Source organism: Treponema ruminis (assembly GCF_014201975.1).
Lineage (GTDB): Bacteria > Spirochaetota > Spirochaetia > Treponematales > Treponemataceae > Treponema_D > Treponema_D ruminis.
This window is the reverse complement of sequence record NZ_JACHFQ010000007.1, coordinates 51,705-76,984: the sequence shown is the minus strand read 5'-3', so window position 1 is coordinate 76,984 and position 25,280 is coordinate 51,705. Positions and strand designations below refer to the sequence as shown.

Annotated in this window: 28 protein-coding genes and 1 tRNA gene; 12 read left to right on the top strand and 17 right to left on the bottom strand. The window is 40.1% G+C overall.

All coding sequences use genetic code 11. The features are described 5' to 3' along the window. The first annotated feature begins 9 nt into the window (after positions 1-9). Positions 10-1,752, top strand: a complete 1,743-nt coding sequence (locus HNP76_RS11405; protein WP_184660604.1) for a cation:proton antiporter domain-containing protein — start codon at positions 10-12, stop codon at positions 1,750-1,752. A gap of 3 nt (positions 1,753-1,755) precedes the next feature. Here HNP76_RS11405 and HNP76_RS11400 read toward each other — a convergent pair whose 3' ends face one another. Both HNP76_RS11400 and HNP76_RS11395 read right to left on the bottom strand, forming a co-directional pair. Then, a complete protein-coding gene (locus HNP76_RS11400; protein ID WP_246462690.1) occupies positions 1,756-3,276 on the bottom strand; it encodes a cache domain-containing protein in 1,521 nt (506 codons plus the stop codon). 153 nt (positions 3,277-3,429) lie between these two features. After that, positions 3,430-4,020, bottom strand: coding sequence for a shikimate kinase (locus tag HNP76_RS11395; protein ID WP_184660602.1), 591 nt, complete (start codon positions 4,018-4,020; stop codon positions 3,430-3,432). Positions 4,021-4,067: 47 nt separating this feature from the next. Here HNP76_RS11395 and HNP76_RS11390 point away from each other — a divergent pair, with 47 nt between their 5' ends. The 10 genes from HNP76_RS11390 to HNP76_RS11345 all read left to right on the top strand — a co-directional run bounded on the left by HNP76_RS11390 (position 4,068) and on the right by HNP76_RS11345 (position 11,410). Continuing rightward, positions 4,068-4,748 (top strand): PrsW family glutamic-type intramembrane protease, encoded by a 681-nt coding sequence (locus HNP76_RS11390; RefSeq protein ID WP_184660600.1) that lies wholly within the window; start codon positions 4,068-4,070, stop codon positions 4,746-4,748. 18 nt (positions 4,749-4,766) lie between these two features. Further along, positions 4,767-4,839, top strand: a tRNA-Met gene (locus tag HNP76_RS11385). A 130-nt stretch (positions 4,840-4,969) separates the two neighbouring features. Next, complete coding sequence (locus HNP76_RS11380) at positions 4,970-6,334, top strand: tyrosine-type recombinase/integrase (RefSeq protein WP_184660598.1); 1,365 nt, start codon at positions 4,970-4,972, stop codon at positions 6,332-6,334. Positions 6,335-6,384: 50 nt separating this feature from the next. Beyond that, positions 6,385-7,197: a ParB/RepB/Spo0J family partition protein gene (locus HNP76_RS11375; RefSeq protein WP_184660596.1), complete on the top strand. Its 813-nt coding sequence runs from the start codon at positions 6,385-6,387 to the stop codon at positions 7,195-7,197. 172 nt (positions 7,198-7,369) lie between these two features. After that, a complete protein-coding gene (locus HNP76_RS11370) occupies positions 7,370-7,537 on the top strand; it encodes a type II toxin -antitoxin system TacA 1-like antitoxin (RefSeq protein ID WP_184660594.1) in 168 nt (55 codons plus the stop codon). Positions 7,538-8,026: 489 nt separating this feature from the next. After that, positions 8,027-8,299, top strand: coding sequence for a helix-turn-helix transcriptional regulator (locus HNP76_RS11365; protein ID WP_184660592.1), 273 nt, complete (start codon positions 8,027-8,029; stop codon positions 8,297-8,299). Further along, entirely contained in the window at positions 8,296-8,496 is a 201-nt protein-coding gene (locus HNP76_RS11360) for a hypothetical protein (RefSeq protein WP_184660591.1), read from the top strand. Before HNP76_RS11365 ends, HNP76_RS11360 begins: the two co-directional genes overlap by 4 nt. Continuing rightward, positions 8,480-9,130 (top strand): helix-turn-helix domain-containing protein, encoded by a 651-nt coding sequence (locus tag HNP76_RS11355; protein WP_184660590.1) that lies wholly within the window; start codon positions 8,480-8,482, stop codon positions 9,128-9,130. The genes HNP76_RS11360 and HNP76_RS11355 overlap by 17 nt, the downstream gene beginning before the upstream one ends. 27 nt (positions 9,131-9,157) lie before the next feature. Next, positions 9,158-9,853, top strand: coding sequence for an ATP-binding protein (locus tag HNP76_RS11350; RefSeq protein WP_184660588.1), 696 nt, complete (start codon positions 9,158-9,160; stop codon positions 9,851-9,853). 243 nt (positions 9,854-10,096) lie between these two features. Next, on the top strand, positions 10,097-11,410 hold the full coding sequence (locus tag HNP76_RS11345) for a plasmid recombination protein (protein ID WP_184660586.1): 1,314 nt from the start codon (positions 10,097-10,099) through the stop codon (positions 11,408-11,410). Positions 11,411-11,621: 211 nt separating this feature from the next. On the opposite strand, the gene HNP76_RS11340 is transcribed toward HNP76_RS11345, so the two are convergent. Genes HNP76_RS11340 through HNP76_RS11325 form a run of 4 tightly spaced genes read right to left on the bottom strand, consistent with a single transcriptional unit; the run spans position 11,622 to position 13,690 of the window. Beyond that, positions 11,622-12,056 (bottom strand): hypothetical protein, encoded by a 435-nt coding sequence (locus HNP76_RS11340; protein ID WP_184660585.1) that lies wholly within the window; start codon positions 12,054-12,056, stop codon positions 11,622-11,624. A 22-nt stretch (positions 12,057-12,078) separates the two neighbouring features. Next, positions 12,079-12,639, bottom strand: coding sequence for a hypothetical protein (locus HNP76_RS11335; protein WP_184660583.1), 561 nt, complete (start codon positions 12,637-12,639; stop codon positions 12,079-12,081). A gap of 17 nt (positions 12,640-12,656) precedes the next feature. Beyond that, complete coding sequence (locus HNP76_RS11330) at positions 12,657-13,352, bottom strand: hypothetical protein (protein WP_184660581.1); 696 nt, start codon at positions 13,350-13,352, stop codon at positions 12,657-12,659. Positions 13,353-13,402: 50 nt separating this feature from the next. Continuing rightward, entirely contained in the window at positions 13,403-13,690 is a 288-nt protein-coding gene (locus HNP76_RS11325; protein WP_184660579.1) for a hypothetical protein, read from the bottom strand. 78 nt (positions 13,691-13,768) lie between these two features. On the opposite strand from HNP76_RS11325, the gene HNP76_RS14515 reads away from it, so the two are divergent. Further along, positions 13,769-13,840 (top strand): tRNA nucleotidyltransferase/poly(A) polymerase-related protein, encoded by a 72-nt coding sequence (locus tag HNP76_RS14515; RefSeq protein ID WP_221301081.1) that lies wholly within the window; start codon positions 13,769-13,771, stop codon positions 13,838-13,840. 13 nt (positions 13,841-13,853) lie between these two features. On the opposite strand, the gene HNP76_RS11315 is transcribed toward HNP76_RS14515, so the two are convergent. The 11 genes from HNP76_RS11315 to HNP76_RS11265 form a co-directional block, all read right to left on the bottom strand. After that, the gene (locus HNP76_RS11315; protein WP_184660577.1) at positions 13,854-14,894 is read right to left on the bottom strand and encodes a hypothetical protein; all 1,041 of its coding nucleotides are present in this window, start codon (positions 14,892-14,894) and stop codon (positions 13,854-13,856) included. A 48-nt stretch (positions 14,895-14,942) separates the two neighbouring features. Beyond that, a complete protein-coding gene (locus HNP76_RS11310) occupies positions 14,943-15,614 on the bottom strand; it encodes a hypothetical protein (RefSeq protein ID WP_184660575.1) in 672 nt (223 codons plus the stop codon). Then, entirely contained in the window at positions 15,601-16,413 is an 813-nt protein-coding gene (locus HNP76_RS11305; protein WP_184660573.1) for a hypothetical protein, read from the bottom strand. Before HNP76_RS11305 ends, HNP76_RS11310 begins: the two co-directional genes overlap by 14 nt. Before the next feature lie 61 nt (positions 16,414-16,474). Then, a complete protein-coding gene (locus tag HNP76_RS11300; protein ID WP_184660571.1) occupies positions 16,475-17,875 on the bottom strand; it encodes a hypothetical protein in 1,401 nt (466 codons plus the stop codon). A gap of 32 nt (positions 17,876-17,907) precedes the next feature. Next, positions 17,908-18,879, bottom strand: a complete 972-nt coding sequence (locus HNP76_RS11295; RefSeq protein WP_184660569.1) for a hypothetical protein — start codon at positions 18,877-18,879, stop codon at positions 17,908-17,910. Further along, positions 18,869-21,019 carry a double zinc ribbon domain-containing protein gene (locus HNP76_RS11290; protein ID WP_184660567.1) on the bottom strand — a complete coding sequence of 717 codons (2,151 nt, stop codon included), beginning with the start codon at positions 21,017-21,019 and terminating at the stop codon, positions 18,869-18,871. The genes HNP76_RS11295 and HNP76_RS11290 overlap by 11 nt, the downstream gene beginning before the upstream one ends. Before the next feature lie 14 nt (positions 21,020-21,033). Then, positions 21,034-21,327: a zinc ribbon domain-containing protein gene (locus tag HNP76_RS11285; RefSeq protein WP_184660564.1), complete on the bottom strand. Its 294-nt coding sequence runs from the start codon at positions 21,325-21,327 to the stop codon at positions 21,034-21,036. 57 nt (positions 21,328-21,384) lie between these two features. Next, a complete protein-coding gene (locus HNP76_RS11280; protein ID WP_184660562.1) occupies positions 21,385-21,669 on the bottom strand; it encodes a hypothetical protein in 285 nt (94 codons plus the stop codon). A gap of 279 nt (positions 21,670-21,948) precedes the next feature. Further along, the gene (locus HNP76_RS11275; protein ID WP_184660560.1) at positions 21,949-22,515 is read right to left on the bottom strand and encodes a leucine-rich repeat domain-containing protein; all 567 of its coding nucleotides are present in this window, start codon (positions 22,513-22,515) and stop codon (positions 21,949-21,951) included. A gap of 105 nt (positions 22,516-22,620) precedes the next feature. Next, positions 22,621-23,115, bottom strand: a complete 495-nt coding sequence (locus tag HNP76_RS11270) for a leucine-rich repeat domain-containing protein (protein ID WP_184660557.1) — start codon at positions 23,113-23,115, stop codon at positions 22,621-22,623. Positions 23,116-23,134: 19 nt separating this feature from the next. Beyond that, on the bottom strand, positions 23,135-25,270 hold the full coding sequence (locus HNP76_RS11265) for a leucine-rich repeat protein (protein ID WP_184660555.1): 2,136 nt from the start codon (positions 25,268-25,270) through the stop codon (positions 23,135-23,137). Positions 25,271-25,280 lie beyond the last annotated feature (10 nt).

Genomic DNA, 25,280 nt, shown 5'->3' with positions numbered 1-25,280 from the left:
TTTAGCCCTATGGAAAACCCTTTGTCATCACTTTTGCCGTCAGCTTGTCATTTTCTTTCGCTGAACGGCTCTGAGCTCATGCTTTTGGTCGGAATCATGATGTTCTTCGGCTCTTTTGGTGGCCGAATCTTCCAGAAATTAAAGATTCCCCAGGTCGTCGGCTATATCGTAATCGGAATCATCATCGGCGTGTCGGGATTTGCAATTCTTGGCAAAAACACAGTCGCAGCCCTCAACCCGATTTCAACCGCTTCCCTCACACTGATCGGCTTTCTGGTCGGTGCAGAACTTAAAATCGAAGTCATCAAAAAATACGGAAAACAGTTCATCGGAATCCTCATCGGCGAGTCTATCACACCATTTTTCGTCGTCGGAATTCTGACAGGCACTGTGACCTATCTTTTCACAAAATCTCTTGCACAGTCGCTTTCTTTCGGACTTTTGCTCGGCGCAATCTGTGCCGCAACAGCTCCTGCCGCAACAACCGACGTCCTCAAGGAATACCGCACGAAAGGCCCGCTCACCACGACAATTTTGGGAATCGTCGCAATGGATGACGCCGTCGCCCTCATTCTCTACGCAATCGCAGCCACAATTTCAGCTCCCCTTCTCGGCGGACACACAGTTTCATTCCTTTCACAGCTGGGAGCAATCGCCTACGACATTTTTGGTTCGGTCGCACTCGGACTTGCATTCGGCTTCATCTTAAATCAGATTCTCAAAAACATCATGAACAACGACGGCCGCGTTCTGGGCTTCTCCCTCGGAACCCTCTTCCTCTGCACGGGAGTCTGTAACGCGCTCGGCTTGGACAACATCCTTTCTGCAATGTTCATCGGCTTTTTCATGACCAACTTTGCCGCCAAAAAAACAAACGCCATGTTCAAGCTGGTCGAAAAGTTCACGCCGCCAATCTACGTTCTTTTCTTCGTAACAGTCGGCGCAAAACTCAACATCTGGATTGTAACACCATTCATCGCAATCATCGCAATTCTTTATGTTTCAGGAAGAACTATTGGAAAGACAATCGGAAGCCGTCTCGGAGCAAGACTTACAGGTGCCCCGGAAAGCGTACGCAAATATCTTCCATACTGTCTTTTGAGCCAGGCTGGAGTTGCAATTGGTCTTTCAATTGCAGCCGGTAACGACTTCCCGGATTCAGTCGGTCCGCAAATCATGCTCATCATCACGGCGACAACATTCATCGTGCAAATTCTCGGCCCGATCTGCGTAAAATACGGAGTAACAAAGGCTGGTGAAGTGGGACTCAACGTAACCGCCGAAGATTTGATGAAAAACGCAAAAGTCAGTGACATCGCAATCAAAGGCCACATCATCTGCCGCCCGGAATCCTACACAATCGTGGGGGACACGGACACAGTCGGCAATATCATCAAAAGCTTTACCCACCACGAAAACACAAACTACGAAGTACGCGGAAGTGAGGGAGAGCACAAGGGAAAACTCGTCGGCCAAATTTCAATCGACCATCTTAAGGAAGCCATGCAAATCGGCGAAATGGGAGAAACTTTACTCGCAATGGATTTAATGGAAAAGCCGAAAGTCACCTGCCGCATCGACACGCCGCTTCCAGAAGCATACCAGCTCTTCACTGACTACGACACAGAGGCAATCTGCGTGACAAATGAAGAAAACGAAACGCTTGGAATGCTCGAAAAATTCGCGGTAGACCATTACATCCACTCGCGAATCGTCGAACTTGAGCACAAACTGGCTAAAATGGAAGGCTAAGGATTAAACCTTAAACAAATTGATTTGCGAAGAAATTTCTTCGATTGCATCACGAACTTCGCTGGAATTCTTCGCAAGTACATCACCGCTTTCACCGATTCTATGGGCACCGCCGGAAATTTCCTCGACACCCCGGCTCATGGATTCAGTTGAATTTCGAAGCTTGCGCATTTCCTCAAGAATAAGCTCGTTTCTGCCCGCAATATCTTTTGAAGCCTGTCTTACTTCACCGGTACTGTCATTCATGCCGCGCAGAGCATTGTTAATCTGGATTGAACCTTCATTCTGCTCTTCCATTGCATTCTTAATGTGAGTGACAAGCTGTTCCGTCTCACCGATTTTATTTGATACGATTGCGAATGCCTCACCCGCATGGGCAGCCTCAATTGCCGCGTTCATAGCAAGAAGATTTGTCTGGGAAGCAATGCTCGCGATTGCAAGATTGGCGTCATGAAGCATCTTACTCTGTTCCTCAATCTGCTGGATTCGCTCGTTAACATCCTTCTGTTTGTTTACGCCAGTGTCTGTGTTCTGGGCGAGGATTGTAAATGAAGCCGCCATTTTGTCTACGGAAGAGTTGACCGAAGCAATGTTGCCGATCATCTCTTCTACAGCGCTTGAAGCATCCGAAACGCTGGAAGACTGTCTTTCAATCATGCCGTCAAGCTGGGAAATATTCGATGCAATTGTATCGACGACATCTGCCGCCTGATGCACGCCCCGGCTCTGATCTGCAATCTGGACATTTATGCCGTCAATATTTGAGACAATCTGACTGATTGCATTGGCCGTGTTGGAAACATTACCGGCGAGAGAATCGCCAAGAGACTGCATGTTGCCCGCATTTGTCTTGATGTGAGCGATTGCTGTCCGAAGTTTTTCGATCGTGCGGTTAAAATATTCACTGAGCCGGGCAATTTCATCATTTCCGGAAACAGGAAGTTTTGCCGTCAAATCACCTTCACCCTCAGAAATATCCTTGAAATTTTCCGTGATTCGCGCAATCGGATGAACGAAAATATGCACGATAACCAAAACGAAGATAATACATGCGATAATAACAACGATAAATCCAATCAGAACCTGCTGGGTCAGAATCTTTCGGAACAAAGAAAGCTGCTCGTTCTCTTCTTTTGCAACTGCAATGTCAATGTCATCGATATAATTTCCAGTGCCGACAACCCAGGAATAAGGCCGGTAGGGAGCCGTGAAAGACCTCTTCGGCTCAGGCTTGTCACTTCCCAGCTTAGGGAATTTAAAATCACAGAAACCGCCCGCATCAGATTTTCCGATTTCGATAAAATCCCTGACCATATGCTTTCCGTCCTGGTCAGTCCAGTCAAGACGGTTTGTTCCTTCGGTCTCAGGCTTGGGCGGAAGCAAAACATTGTCGCCATCAAAAGTATCAATCCAAAAATATCCGTCACTTCCATAGCGGATTCCGCGGACCAGTTCCTTTATGCAGGATTTTCTTTCTTCAAATGACAGCCACAACAACCAGAATACAGACAGAAAATCCGCCAACCTTCACTTTTAAACTATTAAAAAGACCTTTTCCCTTTGACTCGCTCATACGAAATCTCGCCTCCTTTAGTTCAATTAAGGAAAAAATTATTTAATTAGGTTTAAAATTATAGCAAAAATTTTCTAACTGTCCATAAAGAAAGAATTTATTTGTTAATTTTCTGCAGTTCGGTCTCCGTCATTAAGTTTGCTCAAAATTCTTTCCATATTGTTATGTTTGCTGGCAGAATGTTCCATTTTGACTTCGATATCGCACAGGTCCTTGTAAATTTTCTGGCGCTCCATATAAAAGTCGTGAAAGATTGCACGGACTTCCTTTACATTGGCAGGATTTTTGTTCGCTATGTAGGCCGGGAGATTCATCATCTTGCCGTCTGAGTCGTATTTGATTTCCCAGACAATACGGTTGGCCGCAGTTTTTTCATCAGCATTGAGGAAGACAAAAGTTCCGAGCTTGTGCAGGACTTCAAGGGCAGCCGGATTGTTGCAGATACCTCCGCCGGTCGCAATAACAGCCTTATTAATAGAAGAAAGTTTATCAGCAAGCTTTTCGCAGGCAAGTTTTTCGGCCTCAAGAAATGCTTCCTTGCCCTGCTCGCTATAAATTTGCCGCGGATTTTTGCCAGTCAGCTCGGTGACTTCATCATCAGTATCAAAAAACGGGCAGTCAAAATACTTTGCCAGCATCTTCCCCTGCGTAGACTTTCCGCAGTGTTTGATTCCCAAAAGAATAATCGAACTCATGGAAAAGATTATAGTTCTTCTTTCGAAAAAATGATAGAATAATGCCCATGAATTTGTACGCACTTTTAGGAATTTCATTCATTCCGGCGGCACTCTTTTTCGTGCTCGCAGTGATTCTCAATAAAGAACTCAAAATCAGATATTGCCTGATTGCCGGCCTTCTCGCGCTGGTCACCGTGATTCCGACATCAATGATTCAGTTTTACGTCCTCAGCCTTCCGGTTTTCACAGGCTACACATTCGCCTCAGTCATGATTACCGCGATTCTATTCAACGGCCTCATCGAGGAAACCATGAAAATGCTCTTTTTGTGCCTGCTACCCCAGAAAAAACAGATTTTAAGCACATTTTTCTGCTGCGTAGTCCTTTACGGCCTCACAGTCGGCGGCTTTGAATCAGTGATTTACATCATCAAGAAATTTCAGGAAATTCAGGGACAGGGCGGCAAAGAAATCGTCGTCCGGCTTTTAATCGACCGCATCTTCACGGCCCAGGCGATTCACGTTTTCTGCGCAGGCTTGAGCGGCCTCTACATCTGGAACTTTCGCCGCCACAAAAAGAACATCATGCCATTTATCTACGCAGTCCTTCTCCACGGAATCTACAACTTCTTCGCAAGCTTCAACTCGATTTACCACTGGCTTGCAATCGTAGCAATCCTTTTCGCCGCCGTAGAATGTAGAATTTTTTATCTCGCAGCACTTGACAAAAATAAAACTACAGAGTAGAATACACGAACATTGCGACGCTGGGTAGAGCAGTTGGCAGCTCGTCGGGCTCATAACCCGGAGGCCGTAGGTTCGAGTCCTACCCCAGCTATACAAGTAAGTTCTTATGGTATAAGGATTTACACTACTACTAAACCTAATCAAAGTAAGGCTTAGCGTAGAAATCACACCTAATTTAAACTGAGGTTTAAACCAAAGTTTTTGTTGCAAAGTGAGGTTCTATGGCTAAGCCTTATTTTTTATTTAAAATGCCTTCTGGTATTTGGTATGCCAGAATACAGCTCCCTGATGGCACTTATTCCAACAACAGATCTACCGGCAGCAGAGACCGAAACTCAGCTGAACGCGTTGTAATGGAATGGGTCGTCAATAACAAACTTCCAAGCAGAATTAATTCGGTTGATGACAAGCGAATCGGATTAGACAAAATCTCTGTTCTCAATTCTCTTAGAATTATTGATCTGGAACGTGAAGACATCCAGAACATTATCAAAATTCTAAAAGAAAGAAATTTGATTCATTCTGCAGTTATGATGGCAAGTCCAGAAAGTAAGCCTATTGATGAATATATCAAAGAATTCTGGGCTTTTGAATCTTCTCCGTACGTCAAAGAAAAGAAACTCAAAGGCGGCTCTATTCACCGCGACTACTGTGAAGCTATGCTCTTGAGAGCAACAAAATACTGGCTTCCTTCAGTTGCAGGGAAACCTGTGGGTTGTATCACGCATGATGATGTCACTGCCCTTTTTGAAGATGAAGAAGTTCTGAAACTTGCTCCAAAGACTATCAACTCTGTTGTAAGCTCCGTAACAATTCCTCTTAAATGGGCGTTCTTCCACAATCTTACAGAAATAAATTGCTTTGACGGAATCATGAAATGCTCCCAGAAATCAAAGAAGCGAGAAATCCTTACACTTGAACAGGCCGCCGCAGTTTTTGCCGCAGACTGGGATAATGATGTAGCAAAACTTGCTAACGCAGTTGCCTTTTATACCGGAATGCGTGCAGGTGAAGTTGCAGCACTTCGTTTTGAAGACATTGGAGTAGACCGCTTGTATGTAAGACATTCTTGGAGACTAAGTGAAGGGCTTAAAGAATGTAAAAACGGTGAAGAGCGTGAAGTTCTTATTCCTCCACAGCTTCGAGACCTATTAATTGCACAGGCTCAGGCTAATCCCTGGAGACAGAAAATGAAAGGTTTTGTTTTTTGGGGACTGACTCCTGACCATCCTACAGATCCAAAGAACTGGCTTAAGTTTCTTAGACGAGTTCTGAAAAACATTGGTTATTCTGAACCGGATAAAATCACTTTCCATGCATGGCGCCACTTATGGTGTAGCCGTATGAGTGATGAGGTTGCTGATAAACGCGTTTTGATGACAAGTTCAGGACATAAAACAGAAGTAATGCTTGATCACTATGCAGCACACATGGAACAAGAAAAAGCGCTTGAAAAACTTCGCTCTGTAGAAGAAAAGCTACTTCTTCCAATCCTTGGATTTGATGAAACTGAATCAGAGATAAAGAACGTAGAAGTAAAAATGCTTCCTGAAGAAAAAAAAGACGAAAAAAAGGATTATGAATAAATCGTAATCAAACTTAAATTTATGCAACGAAAACTTTGGAGAATTGAATTATGAGTATTTTTGGAAATAAGAATAAAAAGGCTAATGATAAAGACAATGCAAAAATCAAACTGGTTGAAGTTTCTCAGCTTCGTTTTGACAGAGATTTTAAGAACGTGTTCCAGCAGGAAAACGACAAGGTTGCTGAAATTGCAAATGATATGAGGGTAAACGGATTTGATAAGTCGCGCCCTATTATCGTAACTGAGGCTTATATCATTGTTGATGGACATTCTCGCTTTATGGCAGCGAAGAAGGCTGGGCTTGAGAAGGTTCCTGTCATTATCAAAAAGTTTGATTCACGTGATGAAACGATTGAATATGAGTACAAGATGCAGCTTAATTCCCGCCGGCTAACGGATGGTGAGTATTTTGCTGCATTCTTGAAGCTGGATGAAATCAGACGTTCTAATCCTAATGCACAGGGTTCATCTGATGAAGCAATCGGGCGACAGCTTAATAAATCGGCTCGTCAGGTATGCAAAATGCGAGAAATTGCCAAGAAAGCGGATGCAGCACTGCTGGAAAAGATTCAGAATGGGAGTGTTTCGATAAACAAAGCTTATGAGATAATTAAGGCTGCTGAAGCTAAGAAAAAGGCATCACCAGAGGAAGCCTCGGTAACACAAAGTGGAAATACCGGGAAAGGCATTAATCAAGATTCATTCAAACTGGGAGTTTTGTTCGTTTTGTCAGAACTAGAAAGAGGCCGAAAGAAAGGACAGATTCTAAAGGATAAGAGAATCGCTAAGCTGGATCTTGGAGAACTAAATCTTTCTGAGGAAGATACAGCTCGTATTTCACAAAGGTTTGGAATTGCGTAGATTATGGTAAACATACACACGATTATATGTTCGTGTGTATGTTTACTTGAATACTTTATAACTTGATTTTAATTCAATTCTAACTCGGTTTAACTCGGTAAATCGAGTTAGAAATTATTTTAATTCGGTTTACCGAGTTAAAATGTTTGAAATACGTAAAAAGGACAAAAACATGAAAACAATTGAAACTATTAAACTTTCAAATAAAGACATAGATCTTATTATGGCAGAACTGGAGAATACATCTGAACCAAATGAAGCATTAAAGAAATTATTTGATTCTTCAAAGAACTCAAAACTTGAAGATGATAACAAGGATGCAAATTCAATAGAAGTTTAATCCTTTTCAAGAGGCTTTCAGTTTGTTTGATACAGGCTAGAAGCCTTTTTCTTTTAACTTCAAAGACCTTTCGAAAATCATCAAAAAACAGGACTTCAGAAAATCTCAAAAACGCAACTTTGCGTTCGAGCTAATTGCAAAAAATTTCCCGATGTCATGCAAATTTTAGCCCTCCCCTAGTGAAAAATTCTGCACAAATAATATTACAAGTAGTTAAATTACTATGTTAATTTTAAATATTTCCCACGTAAAATATGACTTTTTTACAATTTTTCCCAGCATAAAATTACTGAAGCAAATCTCCTCTAAAATTTCGTCAAAAATTCGATTTGGCGTTTTTTCTCAAAATTTGGCGAAAAATCTTTATATTGGGCGAAAAAACTTTATTTTGGTATATCTTTATTTTTCGGCCAACTGTATCATTTTGAATGTAATTGAGTTTTACAAGTTTCCATTGCAATGAGAAAAAAAAACAGGGAGGACGAATATATGAAAAATGAAAAATCTATGATTGTGGAGTTTCCAGAAAAAACTTTATTCACACGTGCAGAAGCTGCAGCACTTCTTTCAATCGGATTGAGCACTTTAGACAGCCTCATCAGTGATGAAGAATTGCCAAGAATCAGACTTTCAAAACGAGTCTTGTTTGCCCGAGGAGATCTGGAAGCTTACATTCTTTCACACCGTTCTACAGGTGGAAGAAAAATTCCATATCCAGAATCAGCAAAAGTTGAGGTGGAACTTCCAGGAGGTGCTGCATGAACGAAAACGCTTTTGTAGCCGCTCTGCAGGATATAAACAATCATCCTGTACGATTCGGAGAATGCACAATCACATTTACATTTCATGATGGCCGTCTGCAATATTACACGCTCACAACATCAGAGCGAAAAAATATTGCAGAAATAAACACCGGTTTCAAAAAAATGGAGAACATGCCGAATGGAAAAACTGCATGAAGAAACTAAAGCTTCATCGCACTTTTACATTCTGATTCCATCTGAGGTTATAACCAATCCAGAACTGACAGATGGAGCAAAGCTGTTATACGGAGAGATTTTATTTCTCTCTTCAAAAAAGGATTATTGTTTTGCTACCAACGATTATTTTGCAAAACTGAATTCCGTAAGCAAGCGGACCGTAAATAACTGGCTGCTTGAATTACGAAAAGCCGGGCTGGTCAGCTCGGAAATAGTCAGAAATGCATTTAATCGTCAGGTAGAAGACCGTAAGCTTTTCATTAAAAGGGATTATTCCATTCAAACGCAGGTTTGCATGGAAAACACTTCACCATATAAAAATGACGAACCAAGAAAACTGATTTTTGGGAAACATAAAAATGTCTTCCTGACTGAATCTGAAAAATCTGAACTGCTGCAAAATTGTACTGAGACAATTTTAAATCAGGAGATGGATTCTTATTCAGTCTGGAAAAAAGAAAACAATGCAAAACCAAAATCAGATTTTGAAACATTACGAAAATGGCTTAATCAAAAAAGACAAAAAGGGGCTTACAAAGCAAATATAACGGCAGTAAAAGAGACAGGCGTTGATGAAGTAAGCCAGGAAACTCTGGACAATTTACCATTTTAGATTTGCACAAAGGGAGGAGCAGCAGAAATGGAAAATATTAAAACAATGAATGATTTTATAATTCCGCAGTTTACATGGATTTCAACTCCGGAGCTGGAAGAATTAGTTCGCCAGAAAGAAGCGGAAGCTGAACGTGAACGTATGCTTGAATTACTGGCTAAAAAGAAACAGGAGTTTGAAAACAGCGGAGTACCAAAACGCTACTGGAATGAATCGTTCGATACCTGGAAGACTAGAAATAAAGATGATGAAGTTCGTCTTCAAACCGTCATCGATTTTTCACGCCAGGAAAGTAATGATTCAGTCCTTCTGCTTCTTGGTCCAAAAGGTGTTGGAAAAACACATCTTGGAGCTTCAATTATTCGAGAGGCTGGCGGCGCTTTTATTTCGGTTGAAGAAATGATTTTCAAATATGAATGTTCGATGGATTTTCATTCAGAAACAAATCGTGTAAATCTGATGAACTTTTATTCGACAACGCCAATGCTTGTGATTGATGAGATTGGCCGTTCAATGCAGCAGGCAAAGGAAGATGCAATTTTGAATTACGTTCTTCGCCGCCGATACGAAAACATGCTTCCTACCGTTTTGATTTCAAATCTGAAGAAAGAAGATTTGTTAAAGAAGCTTGGAGATGCGGTTGTAGATCGACTGACTGAAACCTGCAAGTCTGTTGAGTTTGTCGGTGAAAGCTACCGCCTTGGAAAAAGAAAGATTGCTTAAAGGAGGAAATCCGCCGTCTGGCGGAAATCAGCTTAATCTGCCGGCCGGCGGTAATCCGCCAGACGGCGGATAAAGGTCTCGAAGAGACACACACGTGACTGAATAACCCCGTATGTGTTGACGCAAAGCATCAACACTCGGGGCCCCAAAAGTCACACAGTTTTATCAATTCAGTCACACGCGAACAAATCCGCCAATCGGCGGAAACAACACAAAGTCAAATTTTACAACAAGAGGAACACTATGACTTATACAACTTACAAAACAACAACGCAAACAGCGCCGGCCGGCGGTTCTGAACCAGGCTGGAAGAATCCTGTAAACGGACATGATTATAAAAACGATCCTGAAAGAGACCCTCATCTTTTTGATTCTCGCAGAGCCTTTCATGCAAAAGATGATGTCCAGTGGCTAAATCAGATTTTGAAAAATTTGAAAGACATGGGCGGAGACTATGACTTTAATCCTGATTTCAAAAATAACCCCAAAGGTAAAATGCGCTGCACTCATCATTCCCAAAGAACACAGAAAAGTGGTAAAGCATTTTCTTCAAAGCATAACGACAGAAACTTTGAATCTAATCCTGAGCATATTGTAAAAGATAGAACAGAGAATAACATCACCTGGAACTGGTGCGGAGACGGCCTTACTTTTGATGAAGGTGAAAAGAAGTTCTACGAAGAAAACTTTGAAGAACAGCTTATTGCAACAAATCAGTCTTATATAAAGAACAGACACAAGGAACGCTGCAAGACAATGGACCAATGGAGAAAATCAAAACAGCATTGTCCGGAAGATACAATCATCCAAATTGGCTGCATCAACAATCATCCTGAAGTTGGTAAGTCTATGGAGTGTTTTGAAGAATACTTAAAATGGCTTGATAACTGGAATGAGAAACACGGACAGCCGATGCAGATTCTGAACTGGGCATTGCATCAGGATGAACAGGGTGCACCTCATTTTCATATGCGCCGAGTCTGGATGTATCGCGATGAAGATACCAATCTTCTTACAACTGGGCAGGAAGCTGCTCTTAAGATTGCTGGAGTTGAACTTCCTAATCCTGAACAAAAAGAAGACCGCTGGAATAACCGTAAAAAGACTTTTGATAAAATGTGCCGCGAAAAATGGATTCAGATTTCCAGGCAGCATGGCCTAGAAATTGAAGATACTCCAAAACCAAAGGAACAGACCGGTCTTACACTTGAAGAGTTTCAAAAACTGAAAGATGAAAAACGAAACAAAATCTATCAGGAGCTTGTGGAACTGGCAAATGAAAATATGGCAGCTCTGGAAAAAATTTCTGAATGGGAGTTCCTTGGTCCAAAGGTAGAGCGTTTTGAAAAATGGCTCGAAAATGAGTTCTTCTATTATGATACTGGAAATGCCGAAGAAAAGAGATTGATAAAAAAGCAGATTGTTTCTGCCTTTGCAAATTCCACTAAAGCTATTCAGGATAAGTTTACAGAACAAATTGCTGACTATCAAAGACAGCTGGAAGAAAAGGAGCCGAAGCAGCAGATTAAGAGAAAGGATATAGATTGGGAGAGATAACTTCTGATTATTTCTTTTCAAAATGCTCGGCGAGAAGGTCAAAATCTACCGGTTTTGGTACATATTCACCGTCGCCGAGAATTATCACCCCTCTTGAAGTCTGCTATTTTACTTAAAGAAGGATAGGCTAAGACCGTGTTATGGTAACCTGCGGGGAACAAAATCTTTGCCTGCTCCAAATATGTAAAAAATCTAAAACTCGAAATTCAGGCTAATTAACTCTTCTTAAAACAAAAACCAGATCAGAAATTTGTTTGGTCTTAAAAACAGCAGGCTCGCCACTCCCATACAATTTCCTTATATTAAACTTCTCTTTCAAAGCTTTTACTTCATTTGAAAAGTCTTGCATGGAAATATCTTCTGTATTTGTGAAAATATATGCATCAAATTCTTGTCCCTTGGGAATGGAATCTTTGCTGCAATTTACAAAATTGAATTCCTGTCCTATCTTTTTATACAAGATAATGCAGTCTTCAATCTTGCTGAAAAAATCTTTATATTGCTCTAAACATCCCGCTTGAATACTCATAGGCGAAAAATGTCTGAAGTTTTGAATAAAACTCCAGAATTCTTCTGTATTGTTTATATCAACAATTTTCGGTAATGGTGCTGTCGTAGGTTCAGCTTCTATTGTCTCGAATTTCATTTTGCTTCCTCATATAAATATACTATAACAATTTTGCAAAAACAAACATTATGATTGCGGCAATCAGAAATCCGACGGCCACCCCTGCCGTCTTTTTATAAAAAAAATCCTTTTCTTTTACAACAGCAAGTTTTTTCTTTTCACTCTCTTTTTCAGAAATCCACAGCGTAAAATAATCAGAATGTTCTATTCGTTTTCCGTCAACGACAGGAAGCCCGTGCTTTAATTTATATTTGAATTTTCTGTCTGGCGAAGTGAAAAAACGTTCCGTCATCGAACCTTTTTCCAAATATATTACGGCATCGTAAAAAACGTGATGTAAACTAAGATTTGCAATCGTGGCGATATTTGGCGGCATACAAACAAAATCAACTGACGTAAAACCTGACAAACATACAACCAAATCGTCAGAAAGCTGCTTCACAGAATTCGGGATGTACGCCCCCCTGAAGATTTCCGACATAAGCATATAGGTTTCCCTTCGCCATTTATCAACATATTCAGGACATTCTTTTTCCATCCGCTTGATGACAGTTCCGATATTTATTTTTTCAACCGGCTCATAAAAAACGATTTTTCGCATTTAATCACTTCCTCAATTTAACTGATTATTTTCTTTTCAAAATGCCCGGCGAGAAGGTCAAAATCTACCGGCCTTGGTACATATTCATCGTCAGCTAGAATTATCACCCCCTTGAAGTCTGCTATTTTACTTAAAGCAGGATAGGCAAAGACCATGTTATGATAATCTTTAGTCCGGTGCGCTTCGTCGGGGAATAAAATCTCTGCCTGCTCCAAAATCGGAACAAGATTACCCACTTCACCCCTCGGAATAATACAGGTGCGTTCAAACCAGGAAAGACATGGCTCGCTTTTGGAGATTAAGAGAACGTTCTTGTCAAAAAGAGATTTCGGAAGTCTGCTGTCATCCGGGTATGAAAAAGCAAGCTCGAACTCAAGTTCGGAAGGATCATCCAGAAAAACGGGATTTACACTTTGAAGATTTATCCGTTTGGCAAAAGAATCGCAGGCATTTTTGAGAGCCGTTTTTTCTTCTTCCGAAACAGACTTTTCTACAAGGACATAAAGAAGATCGTTTTCTATATAGTCGCGTAAAGCGAAAGCCCGGCGGGGATGCCTTCTTCTGCGCAAAACATTTGCAATGATCTGCCGTTTTCGCTCAGGAGTCAATATTTCTTCTACTATGGTTGATTCCCCTTCTGTTGTTTTTGCAATCTCTGAGAATATTTTTTCAACCAGGGATTTTTCTTCTTCTGTCAGTTCTACAACTTCCACTTACCAAACCTCTATAACACTTTTGTAAAATTTTTTGCGGGGGATCAACCTTAAACAAGATGTATATGGTTCAGATTTCCGCCATTTTTTATATAAAAATCTTTAATACATTGCATATCATCTTTTGGAAAACCATTAAATGATGTTAACAAGCGGTCCTCTTTAATTGCTTCAAGAAGGCCTTGTTCAAGAGGAAATGTTACTTCTTTGATAACAGGATCGGAAAAATCACTTTTGCCATTTAAGTCAATACCAAATATAGTATCCCACTTACCATTCCCCAGTTTATATCCATGAACTACGTATTTCTTTTCAAGTTTTTTAATATTAAAAGTCATAGTCTCCTCAAAATATGCTGAATATCAGATATTATTGGTATATATTTATCCTCTTCTTCTAATAGATACCAAGCGAAATTGGCGCAGCTTCTCTCGCCTATCTCGCCTTCACGTCTCACCGAAGAGCTTTTAAAAATCATCAATTATTAGGAGCGAGAAGGTACTATTCGCTTTCCATAATGAATCTGCGCGTTACTGAAATCATAAATGTGATGTGCTTGCCGAAATCTTCCGCAAAATTTTCTGTTAGGTGCATAAAGTCTTCGGCGTGGTAGCAGAAGGCATCGTAACTGCTGTGACTGTTTCCCCATAGTTCTTTAGTGGAATGGCACACGCTGATTTTCCCGTTCTCACACTCTAACTCGTATTGAGGAGAATCTTCAAAAAAGTCTTCTAGATTTTCCCCTGCGTTAAGTCGGACTGAAAGCAACTCCGGTGAATATGACAGTCCCCACCCAGCTTCTTCGGCGACAAGGCTTTCTGTTGTGCCGTCATTACTTGAAAAACGCATGTTTCCGCTTATGAACTGAATCGGGATTTTCTGCTCTTTGGGCGGGCAAAAATTATCATCATCGGAAAGGAGCTTTGTCATTTCATGCTTAAGCTGAATCTCTTTTTTGCGTAGAATCGAATCAACTTTAAGAAGGCGTTCTTTTATTTCATCCGTAATAACGGCGACAATCTCATGCTCTTTCTTGTATCTTGCGTTATAGATGTCATCGCTCATTTTTCGAAGCCGTCTTTCACATTCCCCGGCAAAGTCAGTTCCAAACAGGGATGCGATTCTTACAATGTAATCCGTTTTTGGTAAAGCACTTTGAATAGCAAGAATGGAATTTATGCCGACAATGAGAGCAAATTTTTCTAAGTCGGACGGGCATGATTTTTTTAGGAAAAGCTCTGCCCTCTCAATAATTTTATCGCTTTCAATGCATTCCGTGACACATCTTACAATCGGTGTGAATATATGGTTTTCATGAGGGCGTAAAACAGGAGTTTTTGACGCATCATCCTTCTCGATCAGATAAAGCTGTTCCTCATTTTTCCAAGTGTCACCCGAAAAATAATCTTCGAGGGCAAGAATACCTTCACGTCGGGCTGTAATGCTCAATCGGAAAAAATATTCCGCAACCTCAAAAAGATAATCAACATCGCAGCCTTTTATAGCTGGCAAATTCTCCGTAAAAATAAGATGGTCTATCATTCTTGCTCCTTAGTGAGTGATTTTTTTCGCAGCAAAACTTAAGTTTGTTTACAACAAAATTGCAAACAAAAGCACGATAAAAGCCGAAATCAGAATCCCGTACAAAGTTTCTTTTCTTCGTTTTTGCGGAATCATTTCATAAATCGTTAGGAATTCTTGTTTTATTTTTAATTTCTTCGTTTCTGCCGGTGTTATGATTTTCTCTGTTTGCTCAGGAACAGGACAAGGTTCATACGGAGTTTTTGTTGCAGGCACTTCTGTCTTTTCAAGGAACTTTCGCTTTTCCTCATCATCAGTTTCTTCTATCCAGATTGCAAAATTTTGGGAATGTTCTATCTGCTTTCCATCAATTTCTGGAAGTCCATGCTTTATGGTATACGGATAATTCCGGTTTTTTAAAAGCTTTTCGGTCGGGCTGTCCTTTTCCACATAAAGAATTGTGTGAAGAAGATCATACATCCAGCCCCAGATTTTAGTATCACTAATATTTAACGGAAGACAGATAAAATCCAGCTCTTCCCAGATGTAGCGGAGCTTTTCAGATAGTTTTGGCAAATTTTGCGGAAAATACAAGCCTTTTATTTTGATGTAATTCTCCATTACGCCAAAACCGTTCGTTTTCATCCCCTGATACAAAAGCGGATATTCATTTTGAATTATCTTATAGAGCGTACCGCTGTCAATTTCCGTAACAGGCTCTGTGTATTCAAGTCTTTTCAACAGCATCTCCTGATTTTTTTTCAAAATGTCCGGCGAGAAGGTCAAAATCTACCGGCCTTGGTACATATTCATCGTCAGCTAGAATTATCACCCCCTTGAACTTTGCTATTTTACTGAAAGAAGGATAGGCAAAGACCGTGTTATGGTAATCTGGAGTCCAGTGCGCTTCGTCCGGAAACAAACTCTTTGGCTGAACTGAAATATAGCGGGGAACAGGCTTCCCGTCTTCGCGAAGAGGTATAATGCAGGTGCGCTCAAACCAGGAAAGGCATGGCTCGCTTTTGGAAATTAAAAGAACATTTTTGTTAAAAAAACCGCTCGGAAGCCCGTAATCATCTGGGTATGAAAACTCAAGCTCGGAAGGAGAGTCCAGAAAAAAGAGATCTACATATTGAAGATTTATCCGCTTTGCAAAAGATTCGCAGGCATTTTGGAGAGTCGCCTTTTGTTCTTCCGAAACAGTGTCTTCAACAATGACATAAAGATGATCGTTTTCTATGTAATCCCTTAAATTGGAAGCACGGCGGGGATGTCTAAGCCTTCGTAATGCCCATGCCTCAGTTTGACGGATTATTGCGCGTGTTAATTCAAAACGAAGATCATCATCGTCATCGCAAGGTGCCTTATCATCAAGGTTAAAAGCCTTTATAAAAACAAAATCGAATACACCTATCTTACCAATTGTATTCTTAATCGCTTTTCGCAGCAGTTCATAGCGATCCTTATCCGTTTTTTCAAGCTCCACTATTTCCTTACAATAATCTTCAAATACTGCTTTTTCTTTTTCTGTCAGTGTCATAGTAACCCCTCCAAAAATTTCTGTTTATATTATGTAACGCAGAGCCGTTTGTGTATAAAAATCAGTTTGATTTTATGATGATTTTAAAATCGCCGTCCATTTTGCTTACAGCTATGTTTTTAAAGACAAAATTTGCAGTTTTAAAATCACTTTTGATGTCATAATCAATGTAGTGAGAAAAAACGTTTTGTAAAGCAATGTCGCCCTCGCCGTGGATTGTTCTGATTGTGTCGCTGGCAATAGAACGGCCGTTTTTGTCCTGCAAGGCTGCGGTCAGTGTAAGGGCTGAATCCAAGCGGGGATAAGGCCGCCTGCCAAAAAAGGTAATTTCCTGAAATAGTTCTTCCCTGAAGGCCTTTACCTGCGAAGGGTCTCCGTAACCTGGGGTGGTGGAGTAGAAACGACATTCAGAATCATAATAGCCGCTGTCAATCAGCGTTCTCACCTCAGCTTTTGTGAGTTCACGCCAGAAGCTAGTATCAAGCCCCCAGTCGCCAAGTTTTGTGGTTGAGTTATAAGCCGAAAGCACTTCGTTATAAAGGCGAACGCAATCTGGGTTGATTTTATATTTGACAGGAAGTATATAATCTGCCGTACCACGGTTGTAGTCTATGCTGTGAATTTTAAGGTCTGCAGGATTATAGACGGTGTAGGCCCAGTTTTCCAGATTGTACTGTCTTACGGTTTGCCAGATTGCCTGCCACCGTTTTCGCTTTTGGATGTCTGCCTGGGCGGTTGACCCGAGGTTTGAGCCGTAAAGCCATTCACCATAACTTTTTAAGCGGGAACTTGCTTCTGTATTTCTATTGCATGCTTCTATCGCTTTTTTGTAATAGTTCAAAACTGCAATAAAATTGCCGTCATCTTTTTCTTCCTGAATAATACCCTTTGCCGTGTAATAGTTTGATTCAACTTCAGAAGTTTGACTTTCTGCACCAGATTGCTTTAGTGCTGCAAGTTTTTTTTCTTTTATTCCAAGTCCACGCAAAATCTCATAGCTTGCAGAATGAATAGCAGAGCCGTTTCTCAATGCACTTTCGCTAACCGAAGCTGCGCTATGGCTCTTTCCGATTACAGTTGCCTTTTTTACATCATGTGCGGTACAGGTAAATGAATAGCTGTTTCCCTTTTTTACAAGATTTGTCACAACTACATAATCTGCATTCACAAGAGAAGCGTATTCAAAATCAGCTTTTGTGTTGTTAAGATAGGCTTTCTGTTCAGCCCGTTTCTGCTCACCCATAATTGCGTCTGCCGCCATGCGGTCAATCACCGTGAAATCAGAAAAATTCTGAATGTCGCTTGTGAGCTGAGCCTGAACAAAAATCGGAATCCAACCGTCTTCCGCACCAGCGTTCAGAAAGCTGACCGGAGCGACTGTGATTTTTGGCACAGGCTTTTTTGCAGCGATAAATGCACATAAATTCAGAGAAAGAAGCAGCAGTAATAATTTCTTTTTCAAAAAAAGCCCCCTTTATAGCCTGTAATTTATTTTTATATTTCAAGTGATTTTTTAATGTCAGCAGTTAATTTTTGATTTATCAAAGAGACAAGTTCCTCTTCTGCCTTTGTTTTGGTTAGTTTTGAATCAATTCCAGAAACCCGCTCGCCAGAAGCAGAAAAACTGTAGATTGTGCCTGATTTTCCCAAAAGCTCAATTGTCAAAAGAGGATTAGAAACCGTGACGCCGCTCAAATCCAAAAGACCATAATCAATAGTTATAATTGCTGTATAAAAGGCAACCTGTGAGCCAGCCTTAAAGCCGCAGTCCGAAAGAGAAGAAATCACACTGTTTTTTATGTGAGGCGGTTCGCTGCCAGTAAAAGACAGTTGAACAGTACAGTTTTGCCTTGCACTTTCTATTTTTAAAGAAAGGCTCCCAACCAGATTAAAGGCTTCCCCAAATACCTTGTCCGTAAGCTCTTTAGAAAATAAAGAGGTGTATAAGAAGCTTTTCGAAAAATCAGCAGCCGCTTTCTCTGCCATAGAAAAAGTTTTCAGACGATAAATCGGCTCTATTTCACTATCTGCCTTTTTATAAAGACTATAAAAGGACTCGCATTTTTTACGAAGTTCCGGCTCGCAAAGATTCCATGCATCCTTGCGGTTGATATAGGCAATGCATTTCCATTCAGTTTTTCCCCGTTTTTCAGGCTTTGTAGTCTGTAACGCCTTTAAGACAACATCAGAAGTGATATGAGACTTTGTTTCAAGGGATTTTTTTGACTGCGTTTTGCCATTCTGCCCAGAAAATGTGGACTCTGCATGTGTTTCTGTATGAATTTCCGTATTAAAGTAAGCAGAAAGGGCAGTTATTGCGTTGGATTTTGCTTCCTTTGCCGACTTTCCAAAACATTCCTGCGCAATGTAGTCTGATTTTGGAAAGTCAGTGCTTATGTCAGCTGCAAAGAGGGAGAAAGAAAATAGCGAAAAGAATAATGCTAAACTCTTACGGCTAAAGTGCATGAAACTGATGTCTTTTTGTAGGTCCACTGGGGCAACATTCGGGAATGTCGCCACTGCTAGGATATTCATCAACATAAATTGTTAATCCACAATACTTACATTGATATGGCTTATTACCAAAATGCCCTAATATGTGCCAAGAATGCTGTGCTGTAGAACAAAATTTATCACCTGTACAATTGAATGGAGATGGAAAATCGCCTGCTTTTTTGACAGTTAAGTAACATTTACTACACTGATACCAACGAATAACCTCGGGTTTTGTTGCTTCTTCTGCCTCCCATCTTGCAAGTTGAGCCTTTCTGCGGGCGGATGCTTCCTGTTTTTTAGTCCATTTGGCATTTTGCTCTTGTGCCCAGGCTATAAGCTCTGAACTAGATTTATTTGATTTTACCATGGTATACATATCATCTTTATAATACTTCTCTTCAAGTTCTGGACAATCAAAATAGAATAACTGCGTTCGGACAGTTTTGCCTCCAAAGTATATTTCAAGATAATATTTACCGGCTGGAAGCGGATACTCTTCCATCATATACCATTCATTCCAGTGTGCAAAACTATCTCCTGTTGATGTTTCTTTTGGCTCGCAACCAAGAAAACAAATAATAAAGCGGACTGGAATATGAACATCCTTATAGATTTTTCCTTGAACATAATCAATATTAATATCACAATATGGATCACCCCAATCCATATAATCAAGGGAAAGCTTTTTTCCATTCTCTGAAAACAATCTAACTTGCATTGATTTAATAAAGCTGTTCTTTTTTTTACTTCCAAATACATCAATAGCTAAATCAAATTCTATAAAGCGGGTAATTTCATAAAAAGGCAGATTACCTGGTGTAGGTAAGTTTATTTTTGTTGCAATACAATTCCTCATATAGCCTGTCTTTATATCAATAAACCATTTTGCGTCTTTAGGAGTTAAATTCAAATGAACATTATAATTTTCCACATGAGGGTTTTCCAGTATGACATATTCCATATTCTGAAGATTCTTCTTTGCAGTTTCATTTCCGTTTGAGGCGGCCTTTGTGTACCACTGAACGGCTGCATTCATGTCTTTTTGAACACCTTCGCCATTATTGTAAGCCCAGCCAATATTACATTGAGCAGAGGCATCCCCCTGTTCAGCGGCTTTTAACCACCATTTTGCAGCTTCTACAGGATTTTTCTCTACACCTTCGCCGTTTGAATAGTTATTTCCAAGACAACGCTGTGCTTCGGAATTACCTTGTTCCGCAGCTTTCAGCCACCATTTTGTAGATTCTTCAAGGTTCTTTTCTATACCTTCACCACAATAATATCTATTAGCAAGATAACATTGTGAAGTCGCATTGCCCTGTTCCGCAGCCTTTTGCCACCATTTTACAGCTTCTGCAAGATTTTTCGCTACGCCTTCGCCTTCAAAATATCTAAAAGCAAGTGCATTTTGAGCATCCGCATAACCTTGATCCGCAGATTTTCTATACCATAGTACGGCTTTTTCAGGTTCTTTGTTGTGCAAATACTTTCTTGCAATTTCACGCTGTAGTTTTGCATCATGGGAAACAGCTTCTTCATCGAGCATCTTCTGTAAAGCATTCTTTTCTTGCTCAAAATCATCAATAGTTTGTTTTGCTATTTTATCCCCTTTCTCGCTGGCTTTTTTAAGCCACTCTAGAGCAAGTTTTTCATCTCTCTTAACGATTGTTCCATTTAAGTAAAATTCACCTAATGTTCGCTCTGCATCAGTGTTTTTGTGTTCTGCAGATTTTCTAAGCCATTCAAGGGCCTTGTCCATATTTTTCTGAGTTCCCCATGAGTCCTTAGAATATTTTAAAAAGACCTGATACTGGACTTCTCCCAAATCAAAACCGCGGATTCTGTATATACCTGCAACATATTCCTGTTTTGAACCACATTCAGGGCAGAAGTTTGCCCACTTGTCCATTTCAGAACCACAATTTGCGCATTTCATTATTTGGGCCACAACATTACCACATACGGGACAGAATCTTGCCCCCTCTTTAATATCCGTACCGCATTTTGAACACTTTTTTATGGTAAAAACTTCTTTTCCACATTCGGGACAGAATTTTGCCCAGGGGTCAAGTTTTGTCCTACAATTTATGCAAATTCTGCAAAAATTCACTAAAAGTTACCTCTTCAGATTCTTGTGCCACAATTTTCACAAAAATTAGCATTTGTTTTTAAAGGAGCTTTACATTTTGGGCAGCAAGCAGGTTGCTGCGGTACAACTTTTGAAGCTACTGAGTTTTGGGAAATAGGTTTATTATTAATTCCTAAATTCTCCCGCATTTCTTTTTCTTCACAATCAGCCAAAATTCTATTTAAATTAGCCCGCTCCTCTGGTGTGAGTTCCTTAGGCTTGCACAGGAAATCAAAATCTTCTGCTAATACATTCTTTAATGCTTTTCCCCATCCGTTTAATAATCCCATAGTTTACCTCCTAGTTTTTCAGTTGATTTATAAATCCATTCAAACTATCTGCTTTATTCAACGCTTTTTTAAGCAAGCTTTGAACAAAGCTTTTGATTCATTAGACAAAACCTCATCACTTATTTTATTACCTTCAAATTTTTTTGAATTAAAATGCCAACCATCATCCTTTTTTTCAAAGTCAACAGAATTGTTATCACCACGAGGGCTACTATTTTTACAATATGTAAAAATTTCCCGAAATGTATAAAACTTCCAGAAGAAAAACAAAAAGCCCCTCGCCGTGCGTTGGAAAGAACTGCATACAGCAATGGGCTTGTCATCCGAGAATATTTTACCCACGCGTCAGTTTATCACACAATCAATTTAAATCAACCCCCAAAAATAAATGTCATATTATTCAAATCATGTGGTATAATCATAGGCTTTGTATGTGAACTATACAAAATGCAAACCAATAATGACTTTAGTTGTATCCCACTTTGCTGATTCAAAATCCATTGTAAGATTTAAGATATCCTGAATCTCTTTTTCATTTTCCTTTGTTCTATAGTTTTAATGTCCATTTATTACTCCTTATGCGCCAGCGTTAGCGACGTTATTCGTTATATCATGAGGTCCCTATAGAGCCACATCACCGTCAGAACATTTCACGAACTTTGCTGGAACACCGTCATTCCAATGCTCTCCTTTTTCAATTTCTTCCCATTGTGCCACTGTGCCGCCGAATTCTACTGATGAAATCCTCTTGCAGCCGAAGAACCCGCCATTAGCGATTTCCTTAACACCCTCAGGGATTACAACATTTGTCACGCTAGAGTCGAGACACACCGCACTACCATCTTCCACCAGAAGAATGGGCTTCTCCCATACGCTATCAGAACACTTCACAGCCTTAATCTTTGCAGCTGAAAAGCTGAACAGATTAACTTTATGCTTCACGGCATCCCATTGCGCTTTCGTGCCTCTAAACTCTACCGATTTAAGCGAAGGACAGAATGCGAACGTCAAAGCTTCGATTTCTGTCACAGTCTCAGGGATTACCACCGATGTAAGTGATTCGCAGCCAGAAAATGCCTTCCTGTCGATTTTCGTCACGCCCGCAGGGATTTCCACATTCACGGCGTTCTTTTCACAACTTGTTACAACTCCATCTTTTATTGTTAAAACATCATTCTTGTTTGCCATTTATACAACTCCTATTATGCTTCCTGTATATCAAAGCCTAACGCTCTGGTAATTTCCAGAAATTGCGGCATATCAGTAGCAGTCCACTTTGTTTTAAATTACCGTTTACGCAATAATATTGCCGTCAGAACAATTAACAACAGGATAAGCTTTGAAAGTTTCATCACTAAGCTCTACTTTATCCCATTGCTCCAGAGTTCCTTCAAATTTGAAGTTAGCAATATCAATGAGGTCAAAAGCCCACTGCTCGATTGTCGTAACTGACGCAGGAATCGTAATCTCAGTAAACTTTTCGCAGCCTAGAAATGCACTTAGTCCGATTTTTTTGAGATTTTTGGAGAATTTTACGCTGCGAAGATTTTTGCAATGCTCGAAAGCCTTTGGACCGATTTCTTCTACGCTGTCTGGCATTATCACAGTTTCTATTGAGTCGCAAGCGTTGAAGGGGAAATAAAAAACACCGTCGGTTTTTACACCTTGTAAGTGTTTGCCTCTGTCGCTATCCTCGACATTGCCTGCAATTACACGAACGCCTTCCGGAATAACGACATTCTTCATATCGCCGTCATAGGCTTTTAAGATTCCATTTTCAATTAACATTGATTCTCACGCTCCTTAGTTATGCTTCTTTACCTTTTTTGCTATTTTCTATGCTATCCATAATTTCATATCTGTTATCAAGGGCATTCAAATCTGCAAAAAGCTCATCTCGTAAGCCATCCAGCAAATTTTTCTTTGCTTCATAAAATGAACCGCTCCAAGATTTTTCATCACGCCATTCAGTTTTTTTATTTTCTGGACAAGATGAACGATATTCAGAGAATATTTCTGTAATTTTTCTAAGCCCTGTCAGCTGTTTCTCTTTAGTTCTCAAATCGTTTTCAAGAGGAATTATATGGTCTATTGAAAGCTGCCTCCAACCTTTCAGGACATATTTTTTTTCCTTTTTACTCCAAGCAAAAGAGTTTTCAACTCTTATTTTACCGTCGGCCGTGCGGGTATAAAGACGGGATTTAATTCCACTTTTTTGTATTACCGTAAACTCGCCGTTTTTGAGCAGTTCAATTTGCTTCACATCCTGAATCTTGCATCTTTTTTCACCTGTCTCATCCAAAAGCAAATCCATGTTGTTTATATTTTGTTTCATGAGTCTTTCCCATGGATTCTCATTTCCGTTAGAATTCGTATTTGCAAAAATTCTTGTAATAGTCCGAATCGGATATAAAAGTCCACGACCGCCATCAAGCCCAAACTTCGGATACCATCGGCTTTGTGAAGTAAGGCGGGAGCGGAATTTGCTTATAAGGTCGTTATTATTCAAAGTTTCGATAACCGAAGTATCACCAGATGCAGGAGCATTTTCTGAATATGAGCTGACCTGTTCGGATTGTCCAGCAGGGGATTCTGAATCTGTACCAACTGCATCTTGCTCAAGTTCTTCTTCGTCTTCCGGGAAGTCTTCATAATCATGCTCAAGATATGTTATGAATTTCTTAAAGGCACTTTGCTTGTTGTTCCAGCCTTTTTTTTCTGCTGTCGTAGATGCCGCATTTACTTTTTCTGTGACAGCAAAGGCGATTTCTGCATAACCGTCAGGCAGGCGGTCAAACCAATGCTCCCCATGCTCTTCATTCAATTCATTTCTGACACTACGAAGCCATGTCTTATAGCTTCGGGCAGTTCCGATTCCGACATTTCCACCATCCGATGCAATTGCCCATCTGTAAAAAAATTCAAGCCGCTGCTCAAATGGAATTTCTTCACGCTGTTCTTGATATGCTTCTTTTTCTTCCTGAACATCTGGTACGGACGAAGATTTTTTTTCTAATTGAACCTCACCGTCTTCGCACTGAACGGATGTTGCAGGAAAATCATCAAACCATACGGCATCTTTTGTAAGCACCTTCCATTCTTCGCAAGTACCTGAGAATTTTATCTGGGAAAGCTGTTCACAACCAAGAAAAGCATTTTCATTTATATCAAAAACCAAAGGAATTTCAATCTTTTTACATCCCCACGGACATAAATACAGATTTTTTGTTTCTATAGTTTTATCGGTCGGAGACAAGTTGATTTTCTCAAGAATCAGTCCATTTTCGGATGTGTACCATGTATTTCCGTCTGCAACAACAAAGCATGTGAGTGAAGTACAATTTTCAAAATCTGTTGCTCCAAAAGAATCTTTTTCAAGTGTATTTGGGAATTTTATACCGTTAAGGTTTTCGCAATCATGAAAAACATTGTCAGGAATATATTTTAGCTTTGTTTCTGATAAATCAAGTGCTATTCCAACATTCTCATTTTCCCGCAATGAATCAGCAATATCAAGCAAAGTCTCTTCATTCAAATCACCGGCTATTTTGATTGTATAAATTCCGGATTTTAATGCCTTTATTGTGGATGCAGTTTTTTCAGGGGAAAGCTTTATGACCTTACGAGCGGAATTAGAATCTGCATTTGCAATTTCATGCTGACGAAGCCATGCCAGCAAATACGGACGATCATTATTGTTTTCCTGCTCATACCAGTCATTTGTCAAAAGAAATTGCTGCCCGTTTATAACGAGTGGATTTACATAATAACGATATACATTTCTGCCCTCATACGGAATAAGCATAGGGACATTTAGTCCCAAATACTGCTTACAGTAGTCTGGGTTTCTGAGATTATTTAGTTCTGCATCAGAAATTCCTGCTTCCAGCACCTGACGAACAACAGTTCTGGCAATTTCACCGATTTTTAAATTTTCAAACATAGCTTTTCCT

What these genes read in the sequence shown, in the direction of transcription:
- HNP76_RS11355 (WP_184660590.1), top strand. Translation starts at nt 8,480, where the DNA reads ATGGAAAAACTGCATGAAGAAACTAAAGCTTCATCGCACTTTTACATT.
- HNP76_RS11375 (WP_184660596.1), top strand. Translation starts at nt 6,385, where the DNA reads ATGAGTATTTTTGGAAATAAGAATAAAAAGGCTAATGATAAAGACAAT.
- HNP76_RS11380 (WP_184660598.1), top strand. Translation starts at nt 4,970, where the DNA reads ATGGCTAAGCCTTATTTTTTATTTAAAATGCCTTCTGGTATTTGGTAT.
- HNP76_RS11405 (WP_184660604.1), top strand. Translation starts at nt 10, where the DNA reads ATGGAAAACCCTTTGTCATCACTTTTGCCGTCAGCTTGTCATTTTCTT.
- HNP76_RS11335 (WP_184660583.1), bottom strand. Translation starts at nt 12,639, where the DNA reads ATGCGAAAAATCGTTTTTTATGAGCCGGTTGAAAAAATAAATATCGGA.
- HNP76_RS11315 (WP_184660577.1), bottom strand. Translation starts at nt 14,894, where the DNA reads ATGATAGACCATCTTATTTTTACGGAGAATTTGCCAGCTATAAAAGGC.
- HNP76_RS11325 (WP_184660579.1), bottom strand. Translation starts at nt 13,690, where the DNA reads ATGACTTTTAATATTAAAAAACTTGAAAAGAAATACGTAGTTCATGGA.
- HNP76_RS11395 (WP_184660602.1), bottom strand. Translation starts at nt 4,020, where the DNA reads ATGAGTTCGATTATTCTTTTGGGAATCAAACACTGCGGAAAGTCTACG.
- HNP76_RS11340 (WP_184660585.1), bottom strand. Translation starts at nt 12,056, where the DNA reads ATGAAATTCGAGACAATAGAAGCTGAACCTACGACAGCACCATTACCG.
- HNP76_RS11370 (WP_184660594.1), top strand. Translation starts at nt 7,370, where the DNA reads ATGAAAACAATTGAAACTATTAAACTTTCAAATAAAGACATAGATCTT.
- HNP76_RS11360 (WP_184660591.1), top strand. Translation starts at nt 8,296, where the DNA reads ATGAACGAAAACGCTTTTGTAGCCGCTCTGCAGGATATAAACAATCAT.
- HNP76_RS11345 (WP_184660586.1), top strand. Translation starts at nt 10,097, where the DNA reads ATGACTTATACAACTTACAAAACAACAACGCAAACAGCGCCGGCCGGC.
- HNP76_RS11365 (WP_184660592.1), top strand. Translation starts at nt 8,027, where the DNA reads ATGAAAAATGAAAAATCTATGATTGTGGAGTTTCCAGAAAAAACTTTA.
- HNP76_RS11350 (WP_184660588.1), top strand. Translation starts at nt 9,158, where the DNA reads ATGGAAAATATTAAAACAATGAATGATTTTATAATTCCGCAGTTTACA.
- HNP76_RS11270 (WP_184660557.1), bottom strand. Translation starts at nt 23,115, where the DNA reads ATGTTAATTGAAAATGGAATCTTAAAAGCCTATGACGGCGATATGAAG.
- HNP76_RS11275 (WP_184660560.1), bottom strand. Translation starts at nt 22,515, where the DNA reads ATGGCAAACAAGAATGATGTTTTAACAATAAAAGATGGAGTTGTAACA.
- HNP76_RS11390 (WP_184660600.1), top strand. Translation starts at nt 4,068, where the DNA reads ATGAATTTGTACGCACTTTTAGGAATTTCATTCATTCCGGCGGCACTC.
- HNP76_RS11295 (WP_184660569.1), bottom strand. Translation starts at nt 18,879, where the DNA reads ATGCACTTTAGCCGTAAGAGTTTAGCATTATTCTTTTCGCTATTTTCT.
- HNP76_RS11285 (WP_184660564.1), bottom strand. Translation starts at nt 21,327, where the DNA reads ATGGGATTATTAAACGGATGGGGAAAAGCATTAAAGAATGTATTAGCA.
- HNP76_RS11305 (WP_184660573.1), bottom strand. Translation starts at nt 16,413, where the DNA reads ATGACACTGACAGAAAAAGAAAAAGCAGTATTTGAAGATTATTGTAAG.
- HNP76_RS11265 (WP_184660555.1), bottom strand. Translation starts at nt 25,270, where the DNA reads ATGTTTGAAAATTTAAAAATCGGTGAAATTGCCAGAACTGTTGTTCGT.